At 37.3% G+C, this 18637-nt stretch carries 13 protein-coding genes; 5 read left to right on the top strand and 8 right to left on the bottom strand.

Annotation, left to right across the window (positions count from 1 at the left end; translation table 11 throughout):
• Positions 1-40: 40 nt before the first annotated feature.
• The 3 genes from R3E32_22090 to R3E32_22100 form a co-directional block, all read right to left on the bottom strand.
• Complete coding sequence (locus R3E32_22090) at positions 41-3319, bottom strand: T9SS type A sorting domain-containing protein (GenBank protein ID MEZ4887439.1); 3279 nt, start codon at positions 3317-3319, stop codon at positions 41-43.
• 406 nt (positions 3320-3725) lie between these two features.
• A complete protein-coding gene (locus tag R3E32_22095) occupies positions 3726-5420 on the bottom strand; it encodes a T9SS type A sorting domain-containing protein (GenBank protein ID MEZ4887440.1) in 1695 nt (564 codons plus the stop codon).
• 68 nt (positions 5421-5488) lie between these two features.
• Entirely contained in the window at positions 5489-8836 is a 3348-nt protein-coding gene (locus R3E32_22100; GenBank protein MEZ4887441.1) for a T9SS type A sorting domain-containing protein, read from the bottom strand.
• Between the two features lie 159 nt (positions 8837-8995).
• Here R3E32_22100 and R3E32_22105 point away from each other — a divergent pair, with 159 nt between their 5' ends.
• The gene (locus R3E32_22105; GenBank protein MEZ4887442.1) at positions 8996-10273 is read left to right on the top strand and encodes a transposase; all 1278 of its coding nucleotides are present in this window, start codon (positions 8996-8998) and stop codon (positions 10271-10273) included.
• Here R3E32_22105 and R3E32_22110 read toward each other — a convergent pair.
• Positions 10222-11877, bottom strand: coding sequence for a hypothetical protein (locus tag R3E32_22110; GenBank protein MEZ4887443.1), 1656 nt, complete (start codon positions 11875-11877; stop codon positions 10222-10224). The two genes, R3E32_22105 and R3E32_22110, sit on opposite strands and share 52 nt — an antisense overlap.
• 405 nt (positions 11878-12282) lie before the next feature.
• Between R3E32_22110 and R3E32_22115 the strand changes: the two genes are divergently transcribed.
• Genes R3E32_22115 through R3E32_22125 form a run of 3 tightly spaced genes read left to right on the top strand, consistent with a single transcriptional unit; the run spans position 12283 to position 14308 of the window.
• Positions 12283-13227, top strand: a complete 945-nt coding sequence (locus R3E32_22115; protein MEZ4887444.1) for a CPBP family intramembrane glutamic endopeptidase — start codon at positions 12283-12285, stop codon at positions 13225-13227.
• A gap of 44 nt (positions 13228-13271) precedes the next feature.
• A complete protein-coding gene (locus tag R3E32_22120; GenBank protein ID MEZ4887445.1) occupies positions 13272-13478 on the top strand; it encodes a DUF2007 domain-containing protein in 207 nt (68 codons plus the stop codon).
• Positions 13475-14308 carry a phosphatidate cytidylyltransferase gene (locus R3E32_22125; GenBank protein ID MEZ4887446.1) on the top strand — a complete coding sequence of 278 codons (834 nt, stop codon included), beginning with the start codon at positions 13475-13477 and terminating at the stop codon, positions 14306-14308. The genes R3E32_22120 and R3E32_22125 overlap by 4 nt, the downstream gene beginning before the upstream one ends.
• 8 nt (positions 14309-14316) lie before the next feature.
• On the opposite strand, the gene R3E32_22130 is transcribed toward R3E32_22125, so the two are convergent.
• Genes R3E32_22130 through R3E32_22140 form a run of 3 tightly spaced genes read right to left on the bottom strand, consistent with a single transcriptional unit; the run spans position 14317 to position 17181 of the window.
• A complete protein-coding gene (locus R3E32_22130) occupies positions 14317-15243 on the bottom strand; it encodes a DUF3108 domain-containing protein (protein ID MEZ4887447.1) in 927 nt (308 codons plus the stop codon).
• 6 nt (positions 15244-15249) lie between these two features.
• Positions 15250-16131 (bottom strand): DUF3108 domain-containing protein, encoded by an 882-nt coding sequence (locus tag R3E32_22135; GenBank protein MEZ4887448.1) that lies wholly within the window; start codon positions 16129-16131, stop codon positions 15250-15252.
• A gap of 48 nt (positions 16132-16179) precedes the next feature.
• Positions 16180-17181: a lysylphosphatidylglycerol synthase domain-containing protein gene (locus tag R3E32_22140; GenBank protein ID MEZ4887449.1), complete on the bottom strand. Its 1002-nt coding sequence runs from the start codon at positions 17179-17181 to the stop codon at positions 16180-16182.
• A gap of 16 nt (positions 17182-17197) precedes the next feature.
• On the opposite strand from R3E32_22140, the gene ruvC reads away from it, so the two are divergent.
• The gene (ruvC, locus tag R3E32_22145) at positions 17198-17764 is read left to right on the top strand and encodes a crossover junction endodeoxyribonuclease RuvC (protein MEZ4887450.1); all 567 of its coding nucleotides are present in this window, start codon (positions 17198-17200) and stop codon (positions 17762-17764) included.
• A 6-nt stretch (positions 17765-17770) separates the two neighbouring features.
• Here ruvC and R3E32_22150 read toward each other — a convergent pair whose 3' ends face one another.
• Positions 17771-18562: a tetratricopeptide repeat protein gene (locus tag R3E32_22150; GenBank protein MEZ4887451.1), complete on the bottom strand. Its 792-nt coding sequence runs from the start codon at positions 18560-18562 to the stop codon at positions 17771-17773.
• Positions 18563-18637 lie beyond the last annotated feature (75 nt).

Here is an 18637-nt window from a genome sequence, read left to right on the forward strand (position 1 = left end):
ACGATAAGTAATCCTTATCGTCTTTCTATTTGAAAATGAATTACTTGGTAATTAATATTTTTTGTTGAGCCAGAATCTTTCCTTTTACCAACAATCGGCAGAAATACAACCCATTGGATAGGCTTGTAGTATCTATCCAATGGGTTGCTGTTCCACTGACAGTTACTTCAGTAACCAAATGACCATTTACATCATACAATTGCAGCACACCTTCTTGACTATCAGGCAGAATATAGTGAATAATCCCTTGTTGAAGTATAGGATTGGGGGTAATTTGCATAAAGCGATTTCTTTCTATAACTCCTCTATGTTTATTCCCTCCTATCTGCAAAAAGCTCAAATCAGGCAATGTCAAAGGATACAATTCTTCATCAGCCATATACAATAATGCTTGCGCTTTGTAAGCGGTCTTTGTTTGATGCTGAGCAATATTCTGTAAAATAACATATTGAGCAGTATTCAATTCATAAATACTTTTGTTATTTTGTGCTAAGGACAACAACAAATTGTGTACATCATAGAAGTCTTGCTCAGCTTGTGTATTTCTTTGTAAAGTACTCAGTAGTTGGCTCACACTGGTCAGATCTCCTTCTGCCAACTTATAGGGAATCTGCTTGCGTTTGGTAACCTCTGTATCTGCTACTTCTAACACATATAGAGCGCTGTCTATTTCGTCTATTTCTATAAAATAGCGGTACCATTCAGCAGCAGCTTGATTTTTAGCAGCAGCAGTCTGTAAAGTAGGAATGTCATCAATCCTAACACGTCTAAGTTCCTCTTCACACAGCATTTCTATATTTCCCTGAAAATTATCACACTCCACTAAATTAACAAGTGGGTTTGCGCTCAACTGACTGGCATTGATATCGTGATAATCAAACCCGAGAGCATTTCCTCCTAAATAAATATCCTCTAAAAAACCTGTTTGTTCAAAAAAGTTGCCTGCTGGTCTATCGAAAGAACAATCACCTTGTTGTGGCAATATTCCAACTCCCCCACTTATCCATCCAGTGAGCCCAATTCCAACTGACTGATAATTGAGTAAATCGTTGCAAGATATTTGTGTACCAATATTTCCTCCCCCTCCAATAATACTCAACCATGTATCCGCAATTACATTGTTCCGTACAACACCACTCCACGCATCATTTTCTATGAGAAGCACACCAATTGAGACATTATTAATCGAATTCGACGATTCTTGTTGTCCCCCAATTTCAAATTCACTTCCTCTTGCAATTATGCCCGCACTATAATCTACCATAGAAACGCCTGTAATCTCATTTGAGTGAATAGCAATACTTGTATTGCTTGCTTGAATGCCTACGTCACAACTAGAAAATTGACTATCTCTCACCCAAAATACATACACGTCATTTTGATTTGCAGCAGTTATTCCTCGATGACAATCCGTAAAACTACAGTTGGTGTACCGCTCATGAGGAGCTAAATTAGCAAATACGCCATGTTTTAAGTTACTAAAATTTGCTTCTTTAACATTTACCAAACACCTTACTCGGAGTTCTAAGTTATATATTCCTGCTTCCGTTCGGTTAGTAATCGCACTCAATGGATATCGTATCGCACCGCTAGAATTGAAGGAAACCGAATTTTCTACCGAGAACCTATTGGAAATACTCTGTATTTGTGTGTCTAAACCTGTAATTGCTTTATCATAAAAACCAAAATGAAGGCCATAAAAACAATCTTGAAAAACAGAATTATTGGTAACCTTAATGTAGCCACCACCATTTGAAGCAGGTTCTAATAAAGCATTTAATATCAAATGGTTTTCGCTTACTAAAACATCACTTGAAACTACGTCCTGCCAACTTTGAATATCGAGATTATCCAAAACCAGCAAAGGTATTTCCCGTCCTGCGGCCCCTACCAAAGCATGTTCTATACGGCTATTATCTACAAGTAAGTACCCCGTATTAGGAAAGTTTTGAGAAATTCCCATGCCAGGTCCCCATACTTGAACTCCTTGCCACATAGTTTGACAATCAGAATCTCCAGTAAAAATACTGTTAGAAAGTATCAGTTTAGCTCCCTGTTCTACAATCACTCGACCATTCATTCCAAACTCAAAGGTCATTCCGTCAATTCGCAAATCTGCACCTGAAGGAACTACAAAATCGCCATTGATGCGAACAGGACTATTCAAATTAAATGAATTATTAGCATCTGTCCACGTTTCTGACCCTGTATTGGCGGTTAGAGAAGTATAGTCAAATTCGACATTTCCAAGGCAACAACCTATTCCGTTATCTTCTGGAAAATCTGATACATTTACAGTTATTATTACATTCTCATCTTCTACACAAGTAAAATCTCCAATAATATTGTAGTCTTCTTCCGTTTCAATTTTTCTGCTAAATCGATAAAAAGTGTTTTGAGTAGGGCTAATTTCTATGAATTGCTCATCATCTACTCCCTCTATTCTTGTCCAGTTAATGCCATCTACCGATTCTTCCCATATATAGTGCATATCACTAATACCTGTACACAACAATTCTTCAAATACCCCAATGTAAATAAACTCTCCACACTCAACTGTTTCTTCATAATCTTCAATTTTACCAAAAGTATCTTCGATTAATTCTATTTGATCCAAATAAGCAAATGTCAGAGTAGAATTTGGCATCTGTTCTACATAAACATATAAAGCATCCCACACCTCATTTGAATTCGTTTCAAAACACACTATATTTTTTTCCCATCCAGTATCAAGTAGATTTGTTTCAGTTGTCAAATTTCTAAAATTAATGGGTTGTTGAGTCAAATCATAAGAATTGCTGCTCCATGTTACCTCAGAAAAATTAGTCAAGTTAACTTTTAAAAAATCTAAGGGGTCAGTGGCTTGTTTCTTTTTGCCATCGTCAGGATCTTGAAAAAACAAAGGAACTTGTCTTATATATGTCAATATATATTTTTTATTTGGCAAAATATTAACTTGATTGACAAAACCTTCACCACAGCTATTTGAGAAACAGTTAAGTTCGGGAACATCATTTCCCAATGCCCCAATAGCTACTTGATTATTATCTGTTGGCGTATCCAAAGCGTCATTATTAGCATTTGCATTTGAATAATCAGGTGTTCCATAAATACTTTCCCAACCAGGTAACGCTATACAGTATTGTTGATTTTCAGGAAGATTGTCAAAAATTCCTCTGTAAAAAGGAATAACTCCTACTTGAGGGTTGTAGACAAGTTCAGTACATTGTAGTGCTTCAAAATTAGGATTACATATCATGGAACATTCGGGAAGTCCAAGGTTTTCGCAGGGCGGAATGGGGTCTATCTGCCCAAACAAATTACCCCCCCCCTATAATACCTAAACCCATCACAAACAACAAATAATACAAACGAATCCACTTAAAATAATAATTCATCATAACAAAAACGATTTTAGAAATTTAATACTATATGGTTTATTAGCACCTTCAATATACTACAAAAAAACAGAAACCACAATATTTAATCTTTCCATATCAAATAAATTGACATCATTTTTGTTATGAAAAATAACAAAATGATTCTTGTCAAAAAAATATGAATTGCAGAAAAATAGTTTTGTTTGGATATATGACTATAAAATGACAAATATTAAAATAAATACTATTTCCCTCCACCACCAATTTCCCTCCCTTCAAAACACGCCACCATTCGTCAAACTATCCGTTCAACTGTTGGCAAGGTTTCCAACCGTTGCCAAAGTTTCACTCCACCACCAGTTTCCCTCCCTTCAAAAACGCCCCGCCACAAGTCAACCGATACAAATACATCCCCTCCACAAAATCCCCCAAATCCAAATCCACCTGCGAATATCTAATACCTAATATCCAATTCCCCACCTCTTTCCCCTGCAAATCATACAATTGCAGCAATCCCTCTTTCGGCAAATCGTAGTCCACAAACACCTGTCCACTGCTTGTAGGATTCGGATACATTTTGAAGGAAAAAGCGGGAAGACCGTCCACTCCTTCAATCCCTACAATTTCTTCTCCTGTCACCACTTTGATGTCGAATCGGGAAGTATCGGAACAGACGATGGCGGTCAAGGTCACAATGCGAGATTCTCCTTTGTTGGCATAAGAATGTGTCGGATGCAATTCTTCCGAAGTCGCACCATCGCCAAAATCCCACAAAAAGTGTCCTCCGTCTATGCTGTCGGGATAGACGTATTCGCTGAGATTTGTGAAGTGATAGGTAAGTGAATTGTCGGGGTCTTGTTCGGCGGAGAAGGAGGTTTGGGGTTCGGTGAGGAGGCCCATGCAGTTGGTTTTGATGAGATAGACGTTGGCGCCAGGTTCGGGTAGGCTCTCGGTTCTGCCTGTCATTAGATAGCCACCGTCAGGTGTTTGAATCATATCGTAAAAATAATCATCGTCTTCTCCTCCATATTTTCTTTCCCACAATACATTTCCTGCTGCATCCATTTTAGCAATTTTTGCATCATTTTTTTGGGTTTCTCCATCCCATTCATAACATCCTGCGCTTACAAAACTACCATCTTCCAACTCTATAATTTTAATCATATAGCAATCGGGATATACCTCCTCTGATATCCATTCTACTTCAAAATTGTTGTCCAATTTGATGAAAGCTGAGATGTAATTCTGAATTTGACTGCCCAACAACAAGCCGCCATCAGAAGTATGAATGAATAATCCTGCTTGGTCGACCTCTCCAAAATTGTAAATTTTTTGCCATTCTTTATTGCCTTCTTCGTCTATTTTCATCAACAATATATTTCCTTGTGGGGGACTTGTAAAGAAATTTAAATTGTTTAAGATTAACAGATAATATCCTCCTCCTTTTGCAGGTAGTAAGTCTCGTATGCTATGATGATTACTGGAATTTAAAGGATAGGTTTTCTCCCAAAGTTTGTTACCATCTTCATCTATTTTGATTAAATAAGGAATCCAAAAACCCGACTCTTTCGTAATATGTCCTCCTAACAAAAATCCATTGTCGGTCGTTGGTGTTATAAAATCAGCTATGCTGCGATACTCTTCATTACCAATTAACATCGTTTTTTGATACTCTCGTTGATGATTCAACTCAATAAGTGCGCTTGTACAGGAATCTCCTATATGCTCATAACATCCTGTCAGTAAATAGCCTTTTGATGTAGGAACAATCTCTGCAAAGTAAAAAGGTCTTGAGGTAGGGTAAACCTCACGTTGAACGGTATCACCATACTGATTTAAAAATACACCAAAACTTTTTGCAAAATTCTCATTTACTGAAAGCTGCCGTCCCAATACAAAATAGGTGGTATCATTAAGAGCAACAATTCTATGTCCTTGCTGTACATTCGTCCAACCAATAGACTTCTCGTAGTACTTAGCTTGACTCAACATTTCATTCCAAAAAAAAAGTCCAATTAACAATACATAAATATTTTTCATACTATAATTCTGTTAGAAATAAAAGAAAAACCTGTTTGAAATAAAACTTTCAAACAGGCTTGAAAAAATTATTTAAGGAGCATCAGCTTATTTGTTTCTAATAGCTTATTCTCTACAAAAAACTGATAATAATAAATCCCATTGGGCAGCGAGCCTATATCAAAATCCAATATATCTTTTGTAGAAAAAGAATGGGACAATACCATTGTTCCATCTGCTCGATATAGTATTATATTTCCTGTTTCTAATGTCTCTAATGAATAGTTGATTTGAAACAAACCTGTTGTTGGATTTGGGTAAACCAAAAAGTCGAGATTTTCTATTTGTGTTTTGTGACTTCCGCCTTGTCCTGCCATTTCTGGTAAAGGAATGGGATAAAAGACACCTTCAATCGTACTCAATAAATTTTGAGCCTCAAACCCCATCTGAGTATAGGTTTCTGCTATGCCTCGAATCGTCTGTTTTTCAGCATAGTTTAGTTGAAACCAACTTCTTCCTCTTTGTTTTATGTTGAGGTAAATGGAATGTAAATCCTTAAACTGCTGGTCGTTCAATGAATGAAGAGGGAAACTGGTTAAAATTTGTTGGGCAGGCGTAAAGCTGTTGTTTTCAATGTAATAAGGCAACAAAAGTTTATCTGCTACTTTGGTATTCAAATTTTCCAACAAATCTACTCCCGATTCCACATCATCCATCGAAACATAATATTTTACCTTGGCAATTGCAGCTTGGTTTTTTTCTTTTTCATTGGGAATATCCAATATATCTTCGTCGCTTTTTAACCCAGTTATTCCACAATTAGCATTGTAGTCAGAAGCACCAACACATGACTCTATTTCCACAATAATAGGGTTATTTACACTTGGAAGATACTCATTGCCATCATTAATAGAGCGATGACTGTAAGTAAATCCATCATCTGCGTTGGGATTTGAAGTATCTGCCAACCATTCAATATCGAAAGTGACATTATCGGAGAAAAACCTATTGTCTGCTGGTAATTGTATAAATGGATCTCCACAATCTCCTTGGTCATCAAACATTCCCAAAGGGTCAAATGTACCAAACGGATAGTCTCGAATTTGTATAGAGTTAGCCTCTGTATCGTAAAAATCATTACAGGTAACAGCAGCCGCATCATTGTCTCCAAAAATAGAAACATCGTAGAAATTACCAAAGTACTCATTGTTTCTAACAGGCATTGCCCCTCTACCTGGATGGGCTATTAAGGTAGTAGCAAGAACTGTTTTGTGAATATCATTATTGGTCACTTCAAACTCACATCCTGCTAGTAAAATACCCAACATTTCTTGACTGGGAATAATATCTTCATTGATTCGATTCTTATCAATTTCAATATCTGTTCCTCTTGCTTGAATTGCAGTCAAACAATTGTCAAAATCATTGTCAAATATAATATTAGTCGAACTATTGAGAATTGAGTTTAAAAAGTTTTTGAAAGAAACTCCAACCTCACAAAATTCAAATGTATTGATAGCACTTACATTTGCCCCTTCATCTTTTAAATGAATTCCACTTGCATGTCTGCCCCTTACTCCATACTTGATACCACTAAATGTATTAGCTCCTATATCTATAAAATTGTAGGTATCTAACTCTACTCCACTTTCCATGAATACAGGTTCATTGAATTCTGAAAAAGGATATGGTAGAGAGTTTTGCACCTCAAAATTTGCAGATCGTACATAATCTGTATTTCCTGTTGCGCCTGTGTTGAAATAATATCTAAAATAAGCACCATGAAAACAGTCTATAAAATTTGCTTCTTTGCTAATTTGACAAACTCCGCCAGCAGTATTGTAATTTTCGATTATATTTTCCTTATCAAAAGTATTGTTCAAATGGAAATCACTTGTCATGGTAAACTCATTGAAGTTTTGCAATTCATTTACTACTATCTCCTCCATATTCATCACCTTCCAATTTGCATTTGCCACTCCTATGAGCGCATGTTGAATCGTTGTTGTAGATACTCTTAAAAAGCCATAATTCACATTTGTTATTCTTTTAACACCAAAACCAGGCCCCAACACTCGAATACCCTGCCACATACTGTTACATAAGCCGCTCAAAGTGCTGAATTCCAAAAACAATACTCCCCCTTGTTCTACCACAATTCTACCATTCGGCCCAAATTCAAATTCCATGTTATTTATGGTTAAATTAGTGCCATTGGGAATAAATAAAGTGCTATTCATTTTTATTGCACTTCTCGAAGGTAAAGAGAAAGCATCCATTAATCCATTATTAACAGCAGTCCAAGTAATAGGATTGTTATCATTGGCAGTCACTACAAAATCCTCATTGATTAAATTTTCTGTTTGCTCCAAACAACACGCCACAGTTTCTGCTGTGGGTATATCTTCTGCACAGCATCCATCTTCAATAAAAATAGTCTTACAAACAAAATCAACACAATCTTCAAATTCATTTATGATGGAATAACATATTTCATGTTGCCCCACTTCACCCTTGAAATTCACAGCACCCGTATTGGAATTGAGTGTATCAAAGGAGGCATTTGAAGTGCTGGAAAAAGTGCCCCCTACTATATTGGGGGTAATAGTGGGAAAATGCCCAAAACAAAATATATCTCCATTGTCTAGGTCAAAATCAAGGTTTAACTCAGGAGGACAACAATCTTCTGGTGTCTTGACCATAATTGTAGCCATTTCATTTGGAAGAGTTGGTTCACTATTTAAACAATCTCCAACATACCTCAATCCGTTGGCACTTGGTAAGATATTTCTTCTTAGTTCATATTGGGTCGGTATTTTCGGACAAACGGTTATTTGACTTTCAGAACCGTTCAAAGGGTTTCCCAAGCCGTCCAATTCCAAAATTTCTCCCGTATTGACATTTCGCCATTGATACGCCATATTTGATATACTACCACATATCTCCTTCCCTATAGTAATACATTCTCCACAATTTACAATATTCAAAGTTTGATCTTCTAAATGTTCCCATTCAATCAATTCTACTTGGTCTAATAAAAGGTAGGTTCTTTGTGTTTGATTCACTCCTACAAAATACAAGGAATTGTACTGTCTTTGTGGGTTAGGATGTTCTTGTGCTGTAAAACAACTCACTACTTGTAGCCAAGTGCTTCCTTGCGGGAGATTTTGCATAGCAACTCCTTGAATTAATACTTGACGATTCGCAGGAAAATTGCCAGACTCTCCTGAAGCCGTCCAATCTGTATTGTCCACCAACAAGACGTTGAAATCTTCCAAACCGCCAGTATAATTACCATTATTACCATTACCCCATTGAAGGAAAGATAGATTTATAAAAACAGACAATATATAATCCTCGCCTTCTACTGGAAAAGTCGGTGTAAAAACGCTTTCACCATTAAAATCATCTAAGGGACTAATTGGGTTCGTTCTCATACCAATAAAACCATTATTGGGAGGATTCGCATTCCATGAATTTACGATAGATATAGATCCATTAATAAGTATTGGTACTTGATCCAGCTATTCTCGGTTTAAAATAATTTTAATATGACAATATACAAAAAAAAGCTTTTATTTGTGCTAAAAAGTTGAATGATAGATAATTTAATCGAAACAGTACGTAGTAATTTTGAGGAAATAAAAGACCATAGAGCATCTAATTCGACCTATACTTTGGTAAATTTACTAATGACAGGTTTTGCAATGTTTTCTCTCAAAGACCCTTCCTTATCGCACTTTCGAGGGCTATACCCTATTCGTTCAGCCAACCTTGAAAGAGTGTATGGTATAGATTCATTACCTTCAGACATAGCTCTTCGAGAAGGCTTAGATGGTGTAAGTCCATCCGATTTGCAATCGAAATTCAAAGCTCCAATTGATTTATTATCAAAAAAAGGAGTGTTTAAAAGCCGTTATGTTTTAGATGGTTATGTAGCAATTCCTTTCGATGCGACGGGTCATTATTGCTCAAATAAAAAAGGTTGTCCTCAGTGTTTGGTAAAAAATCATAAGAATGGGAAACAAACATTTTATCATCAATTATTGGGAGCCGCAGCGGTACATCCTAAGCAATCTACTGTTTTTCCAATTGCTTGTGAAGCAATCGTTCAGCAAGATGGAAATCAGAAAAATGATTGTGAGTTGAATGCTTGTAAACGCTTGATTCCTAAGGTGCGTAAAATGTTACCCAACGAGAAAATCATTGCTATATTTGATGCCTTATACCCCAATGGTTTTCATATCAAGGAGTTAGAAAAAGAAGATATGCGATATGTGATTGGCATTAAAGGTCAAAGTTATGTCAATATTCAGGTTCAAAGACTTCGGGAAGCAGGCAAGTTACAAAGCCGTACTTGGCAAAAAGACAATAAAACCTGTACTGCCTACTTTACAAATGGTCTTATTTTGAATGGAACTCACTTAGATGTTAAAACCAACTACTTTGAATATAAAGAAGTAGATAATCAAACAGGAAAGCAAGTTTTCTATAGCACTTGGATAACAGATATACCTATTAATGAGCAGAATATAGAGGAATTAGTTGCAGTAGCCAGAGCCAGATGGAAAATCGAAAATGAAACTTTCAATACCTTGAAAAATCAAGGCTATCATTTAGAGCATAATTATGGGCATGGAAAAAAGCATTTAACGACCAATTTTGCCTTGCTGACATTCTTAGCATTTTTAGTCGACCAAATAGCTCAACATATGGATACTTATTTTCAAAAAGCAAAGGCTACTTGTGGAACTTTCAAAGCTTTTTGGGAGAGAATTAGGGGGATTTTCTATCTAATTCCAGTGAAATCAATGAGGGCAATTTATAAATTTATTTGCCTTAATAAGCAGTTAAATATAGTTCCTTTAGAGTAAAATATATTGACCTTTTTATAAACCGAGAATAGCTGTACTTGATCTACCCAGTAGTCAGGTGAGCCATTTCCTCTATTCCAAGCATCTACCGTACAATTACCACCTAATTGGTGAGGGGTGATAATCGGTTGTGTTGAATTACAATTAGTATTAGAAGTTGAAATCTGACTATTGCAAATCAAATTACAGGCATCAATAAATCCCTCTGAACAAAAATCTAAACAAGGAGAAACAGATATATAAATGAATTCCATATTGGTCTTATTCCCTTCATTATTTGGAATATATCGAATAATATTAAGGTCTAAATTTCCTGGTTGAAAGCTTATACTATTTTGGTTAACAGTAATTTGCCCTCCTCCTTTTACTATTTCAAAACAAGGGTCGTAAGTCCCGAATGAAGATATATTTACATCGTTTGCTAAAATATCATCAAAAAATATTTCTAAGGTTTCACACTGAGCAATTATATACCTATGCTCACAATTTTCTGTTCCAGAATCATAAATACCTTTGTCACCTGCTGCTGCTGCTGTATTCTGACCACATTGATAATCTGGCGAATAAGAAATAGCTCCATATTCCCCTGTTGTCTCATACCCCAAAGCACACAAAACTTTTACTTCTTCAACAGTAGGTACTCTGATAGGTTGGTTATTAGCATTATTTTGAACAGCAGGGTTCATAACAAAATGCCAGTTTCCACATGAATTGTCAAAATGACTCAAACTACTACCGGGTTTCCATCCTGTTGTAGGCGCATAAATAGGTAAGTTTAATTGGTTTGTAATAAATCGAATTTCATTGCACCCTGCAATAAGATTTGTACTTGGGGTACTGAAAGTAGCTTCATAACAACCGTCCTGTAATGCTAATAAATTAAGCCCATTACTTTGCAAGAACAAATCAAAAGGGGAGTACAAACCTGCCTGCCCAACTACATTGTTGCCATACAAGCTACTCCCATCTGAATCAATAAAAGATGCAATACCCAACATATGCAGCATTTCATGTAAAATCACTTGGTAAAAATCAGTATTGGTACTGCTATTTGGAGATAAATCAGATAAATTATAATTCCAATTAATAGATTCATGAAAATTTACATTTAGTAAACCATGATTCGTTTTTTCTATTATGGAGGTGAGTAAAGGAAATTCAGTAGGGTCAACTCCACTATTGATAACTTTCCAAACATTTCCATACATCACTCCTGGAAGGCTATTGTTTTCATTGGAAAAATTGTAGTAAAATGAACTCGCACTTGCTCCTTGCACACCACTTCCTAATGGGATGTACTGAGCCTTTAGCTGAATTCTTAATTCGGGAGGTGTATCTTCATTTACATTTCCGTCACAAGAAAGAGGTGTTTCTACCAAAAGAACAGAAATATCTCTCAAAACTTGTTCAATGACATCTATTGCTGCTTGTGGGAAATCATCTGCTAATTCCAATACAAAGTTCATCCCTTCTCCCGAAAACTCATGAATACCATCAATTTTTGTTATCGAATTGTAGGATATGTCTTTAGGCGAATATACATTCCCAAATCTATCATAAATTTGAACTATATTATTTGACTCTTCTGAGTTTTGTCCAAACAAATCCCCCCCCCCCCTATAATACCTAAACCCATCACAAACAACAAGTAATACAAACAAATCCACTTAAAATAATAATTCATCATAACAAAAACGATTTTAGAAATTAAATAATTCATGGTTTATAGCACCTTCAAGATACTACAAAAAAAGAAGAATCACAATGCTTAATTTTTAAACATCAAATAAATTGACTATTATTTTGTTATGGAAAATAACAAAATGATTCTTCTCAAAAAAATATGAATTGCAGAAAAATAGTTTTGTTTGAATATATGACTATAAAATGACGAAATAGAAAAAGCCTTTGGATGAGTTTATAGAACCCATTCCTTTTTTCTAATGGCTGAGTTGTCAAAAGCAGAGAACTATTGAAAATTCCTTAACTTTGGCGAAAATATCTCCCAAATGGAACCACATCCTTTTATTGGTATCAATCAACGTTCTTATGGCTCTCAATTCCTAACATTTACATTCATTGTATTGTCATCGTATGTTATATTCAGTCTGATAGGCCTGGGGGTATTACTAATCATAGGTGGCCAAAGTTTAGAATCTATTCAGTCAATGGACTTTGTGAATATGTCGAAAGGAGATATCAACCTATATAAGGTGATGCAAGTGTTGTCTTCAATTGGTATTTTCATCATCCCTGCGGTTATTTTCAGTTATTTAAAAACAGGCGATGGACTGCAATACCTTCAATGGAAAAAAGGGGCAGAAATCAATCCTACTATTTTGTCGGTTGTCATTATGGTGGTAGCCTTTCCCGTCTTACTTGTATTAATGATTGCAAATCAGGCAATGGTACTGCCCGATTTTTTGCAAGGGATGGAAACTTGGATGAAAGAACAGGAGTTGCAATTAGCAGGTTTGACAGAGGTATTTTTGCAGATGGATAGCATAGGAGATTTTCTCTTGAATTTATTGATGATAGCCATTATTCCTGCTATTGGAGAAGAGATGTTGTTTAGGGGAGGACTCCAAAAACTATTGCAGGACTGGACAAAAAAGCCACATCTGGCGATTTTTATCAGTGCAGCGATTTTTAGTGCCATACACGTTCAGTTTTACGGTTTTGTGCCTCGTATGATCATTGGTATGTTGTTGGGTTATTTGTTTTATTGGAGCAATAACTTATGGTATCCCATCATCGGGCATTTTATCAACAATGGCGTACAAGTAGTAGCAGTATATGCAGGACAAATGGATATTTCGAGCGAAACACCTACATTTGAAACCATGCCAACAGATGCAAAAACGAGCTTGCTTTTTATGGTTGTTGGTAGTTTGGTACTTGGGTCGGTTTTACTGTATTTGTTTCGGAGTAACTTTAAATATGCGGAGGCATAAAAAAATAACAATCTTTTGATTATACTTTAATTTGGATTTGTTTTATGGATAATACTTGGGTAAAAATATACAGCACACCACAACATCATTTAGCAGAAATCGCTAAGGGTGTATTGAAGGAAAATGACATTGACAGTGTGATACTCAACAAGAAAGATTCTGCCTACAATATGTGGGGTGAAGTAGAATTGTACACTAGCGAAAAACAAGCTGTAGAGGCAATGAGCATCATAAAGCAGCATGATTTATGAGCAATTTAGCTACGCGCTTCTTAACGGCAGTAGTTTTTGTGGCAATTATGTTGGCAGGAATTTACTACAGTCCGCTGAGTCTATTCTTACTGTTTTTACTCATTAATTTTGGTGGTTTTTGGGAGTATCAAACATTGATAGACCTTTATCCCATTAACAAACACGAGAAACCTCGCCGTGAAAGATTGGGTATGAGTATCGTAGGTTCTTTGGTCTATGCCCTTCTTGTGGCGGCTTACCTTCAATGGATTCCAACTCCTTTCATGGCATTGATACTACCCATCATTTCAGGTTTATTCCTCAAAGAATTATTTGCACCCAAGTCCAAAAGCCCCTTCATTCGGGTGGCACTCAATCTAATGGGGCCTGTCTATATTGCAGTACCTTGTGCATTTATCAATGTGATTGCCAACTATCATGGAATTTTTGAGCCCAACCGTTTGATAGGTATTTTTTTGGTGATTTGGGCAAACGACGCTGCCGCTTATTTAGTGGGGCGAATGATTGGAAAAACTCCTTTATTTCCACGTATTTCACCCAAGAAAACATGGGAAGGAAGCATTGGCGGAGTGCTTGGAGGATTGGCTGTTGCAGTAGCAGTTCCGTATGTGTTTCCAAATGATTTTGGTGAATATGTGTGGTACGGTGTGGCAGTTACAGCCATTTTGTTCGGGAGTTTAGGTGACTTGGTAGAATCTATGTTCAAGCGAAGTTTGAATGTCAAAGATTCGGGAAACCTATTGCCAGGACATGGTGGCATCTTGGATCGTTTTGATGCACTATTTTTTGCAGTTCCGTTTATTTATACGGTTGTGGTCGTTTTTGGATAGTTGTTTTACTAATCCACCATCGCCGTAATCGGGTATTTCAAACCTTCGTAGTCTGTCAGATGTACTTTTACCTTACCAATCGTCACAGGCGATTCAATCAATACAGGCAGCTTATTGGCATCATCCGAAGCATAAATAATCATTTTGTCTTCACCTCCTTCTCCAAAGGTGTCACTGTTTAACAAATAAGGAGAAAGTTTGATGCAGCGCATTTTACCCAATTTGGTTTTGACCACTTCCTTGCCCAAATACCGAAAGAACACCTCTTTTGTTTTTTCGCTGGTAAACAAATCAATATGAACCGTTTCGCCTACTTTGAACTTAGAAAAATCAAGCGAACGGGTATAATAAAGAATAGAAACGATGTCTTGAACACAGCTCGAAATGGCCACATCTTCGTTCTTCGTTTTCACCTCTCCTTTTTTGATGCGGTAATTGACATTCGCCCTGTTGTTGTCGTGAAAAAACTCGTATTGTGTTTGTTCTGAATATTTTCCTTCGTTGATGTCCAAAGCAAATTTTACAGGACGCATACTTTTTTTGTCAATGTAACTTTCATAGCTATCATCAACTTTGTAGAACCAATTGAAGGCAGAAGCCGTTTGACCCACACATTTCACATGGTAAGTAGGTTTGCCCTTGTAATTGACTTCATTGAGATTGAAGGTTGCATTGCCTGCGGTCATATTGATGGCAGACCACTTATAGTTGATTCTGTAGGTCAAGGATTCCCCTACTTGAAAAGTATTGAGATCCATATAAGTACCACAAACATCATTTCGATTGCTCGTGTTTTTATTGCCAACAGCCACACTGCTGCTCATCAAAATGAGAGAGGTTGCAGCCAACAGAATAGCAAATCTGAGACCAAACAGGGAAAGAAATGAGGCCTTGAAGTGGTATCGAAGCGTATCGAAGAAAGATAGATTTTTCATGTTGTATTATTTTATTTTAGCATCCAAAGGATACACCAAGTTTTCATATTCATCCAAGTAGGCTTTTGCCCAGCCTACCCTCAAAGGGGATTCAATTAGCAAAGGCAGCTTATTGGAATCGTCCGTCACCCAAATCACCATCGTTTCTCCACCCTCACCGAAAGCATAACTCGACAACAGCAAAGGTGCAAATTTGAGGCATCTATACTTACCCCCAATATTGGCTTTCAGTTCATCTTTGCCCAGATACCGCAGATGTACATTGTAGGATTTGCCATCCAAAAAAACATCAATCGGGATTGTGTCGCCAATCGTTAAGTTGCTGTTTTTGAAGTCAAAAGCACGAGCATAATATAAGGTTGAAAGCACATCTTGAGTACAAGATTTGATAGGTGCTACCTCATCCTTTGCTTTCACCTCACCCTTGCGAATCCGATAGTCAATATAGACTTCATTTCGGTCATGGAAAAATCGAAACTGGTTCTTTTTCGTAAATTTTCCCTGTTTGATATCTCGGATGTACTTCAATGGCAGCAAATTAGCAGGGTCAATATAGGTTTCATAATGGTCATCCACTTGATAGACCCAATTGAATGCCGAAGCAGTTTTACCTACACAATCAACATGGTAAACCGTTTTGTTGTTTAGATAAGCATCCGAAACATCAAAAGTCACATTACCTGCTTTCATCCAAATTGCCGACCAATTGTAGTAAATTTTGAAGGTCAATTTTTCACCCGATTGAAAGGTATGGTAATCCATCGGAAGCGAACACATTGCTTCTTTTGAAGGAGAAACCTTCGATTTTTTTTCAAGTTCTTTTGTAGCATGAGCATGGTAAATAACACCCATACAAATCGCTAAAGACAACAATGCCCACTTCTTCATCCAATGACATTTTTTTATTAGACAAAAATAACAAAGGTTGGTTTATTTCTACTCCTCCAATTTTCCATTCCAACCTTCCAAAATATTCAAACGACTAATCAACCACCAACCCACCAAGGCAGGCATCACCAAATTGACCCACCAAAGGCTAAACGTTGCAGCAATAATCGCTAAGTGATTGGCAGTCACATATCCCCAAAAAAACAGCGCAACATTGCCACGAATCCCCAATTCTATAAGGGCAATACTCGGGATAAATAGTTGCACAAAAAAAATAGTGTTCACCACCGTCCAAGCCGTCCAAACATCCACTTCCATATTGTAGGTCCAACACAAGCCAATATATTGCAGCGTAAAAACCATGTTTCGCAAAAAAGACCAGCCCAGCACTTGCCTCAACTCTGGAGTATTGTAGGCTGCAATGGGTGCAAAATACGTTTTGTAGCGGCGAAAAAACGGAATTTTGGCAAGCCATTGTTCCGATTTTTGTACTTGAAAATAGACCAAAAAAAGAGCAGTGATAAGTAGAATTGACGCTCCAACTGCAATACCTATTTGCCAAGACTGCCACTGCAAATAAAACGCTGCAAAGCTCAGAAAACCAATAGCCCCAAGTGTTACATTCGCTATAATTTGACTCAAACTACCTACCAAAGTAACAGCAATGGCCTGCAATCTATTGGCGTGCTGCAAAATCAATACCCGCCCACCGTATTCCCCCACCCGATTGGGAGTAAAAAGTGAGAGGGTAATGCCACACAAAATGGCTCTAAAAGCGTCTTTGAAAGAAAGACGTTCCATTTTCGACAACAGTTGTCGCCATTTTTGGGCTTCAATGCCCCAATTGACAAAAGTAAAACTGCAAACGCCTAATAGCCAACATACATTCTGAAAACGAAAAGAACTTAAAAAAGTCCATGCAATGGCCTCAAAATCTTTTTGTCGGGCAATCTGCTGGTAAATCGCCAAGACCAAACCACTAAAAATGAGTACCTTTAGCAGTCGGGTAAGGTTCTTTTTGAAAAAGGAATTGGTCAATATTGTATTCATCAAATTTGCTACTCGGATGGACAAAAATAAGAAAATCATAGGAATAGACCCTGGTACAGTGGTGTTGGGGTACGCAGTTATTGAAGTGATGGGAAAAAATGAGGTAAAAATTCACAGCTTGGGTGTGGTGCGCCTCAACAAATATCCCGATGCCTATACCAAATTGAAGGTGATTTACGAAAAAATAAGTTTTTTGGTTAATGCTTATGAGCCTGAAGAGATGGCGATTGAAGCTCCTTTTTTTGGTAAAAACGTACAGTCCATGCTCAAGTTGGGAAGAGCGCAGGGGGTAGCGATTGCGGCAGCAATGGTCTATGGAATGAATGTACAAGAATATGCTCCTCGAAAAATCAAACAGTCCATCACCGGGAATGGCAATGCCTCGAAAGAACAATTATCAGCTATGTTGAAAAGTTTGTTGAAATTGGAAACGATGCCGAAATACTTTGATGCAACAGATGCGCTGGGTGTTGCGGTTTGTCACCACCTTCAATTGCAGTCGCCTATTCCTTCAGGCGGTAACAAGGCTGCAAATTGGAAGGCTTTTTTGGCGGCAAATCCTGATAAGGTGAAGAAGAAGTAGATTCTATCAATACAAAACCCTATCGAAAGTCTTACGATGCTTTACAGTGAGTTCATGCTCATTACCCAGTAGATGGAAAAAAGCGATGCTTGCTCGACGGGGCAAATCTTTTTGGTAGTTTTTATCAATAGTCACCGCCTCAATTAGGTATTGAAGGGCGAGGTCAATATCGTTCTCCGCAGCAGCAAGGCGAGCAGATTGCAGTTTGCGGCTGACTTCCGTATTTTCGGTCAAAGGCAAGGTCATCAATTTAGCCAAAGTTCGGATGTCTTCTGCAAAATCATACAAATCATGTCCAATTTTAATGTCGCTTACCAACTGCATTGCCCGTTCGGGTTGTTGCAAAATGATTTCTTTGGCTAAAAATAGATGAGCGTCCAAAAGGTCGGGATTGCGAGCTACAAAATCCTCTAAATCAAATAATCCTGCTGTATAATTTACCTCTAATTTGATTTGAATCTCTAAAAACTGATTGGTGCGTTCATCCGGCATAAAATCTTTTATCCACTGCAAAATCCGCTGTTTGGGGAGAGAACCCATAAACTCTGCAATTTTTTTGCCTCGATGGTACATTTTCACAGCAGGAATACCCCGCACTTTCTCCTGAGCAGCCAAGTCTGGATGTTCGTCAATATCTACCTTCACCAATTCCCAATTGCCATTCGCTTCATCTGCAACTGCTTCAATCACAGGCCCCAATGTTCGGCAAGGCCCGCACCAAGGTGCCCAATAATCCACAACGACGGGAACTTCATAACTGCGTTCCAAGACTTGTTCATTGAAGTGAAAACTACTCATGTAATGAAAATATTAAGGTGTAAATTTAAATAAAAAGCGATATTCATCCCACTTTGCAGTAAAAATGAATATCGC

Source organism: Chitinophagales bacterium, from assembly GCA_041392475.1.
In the GTDB taxonomy this organism is placed as follows: Bacteria; Bacteroidota; Bacteroidia; order Chitinophagales; family UBA2359; genus JAUHXA01.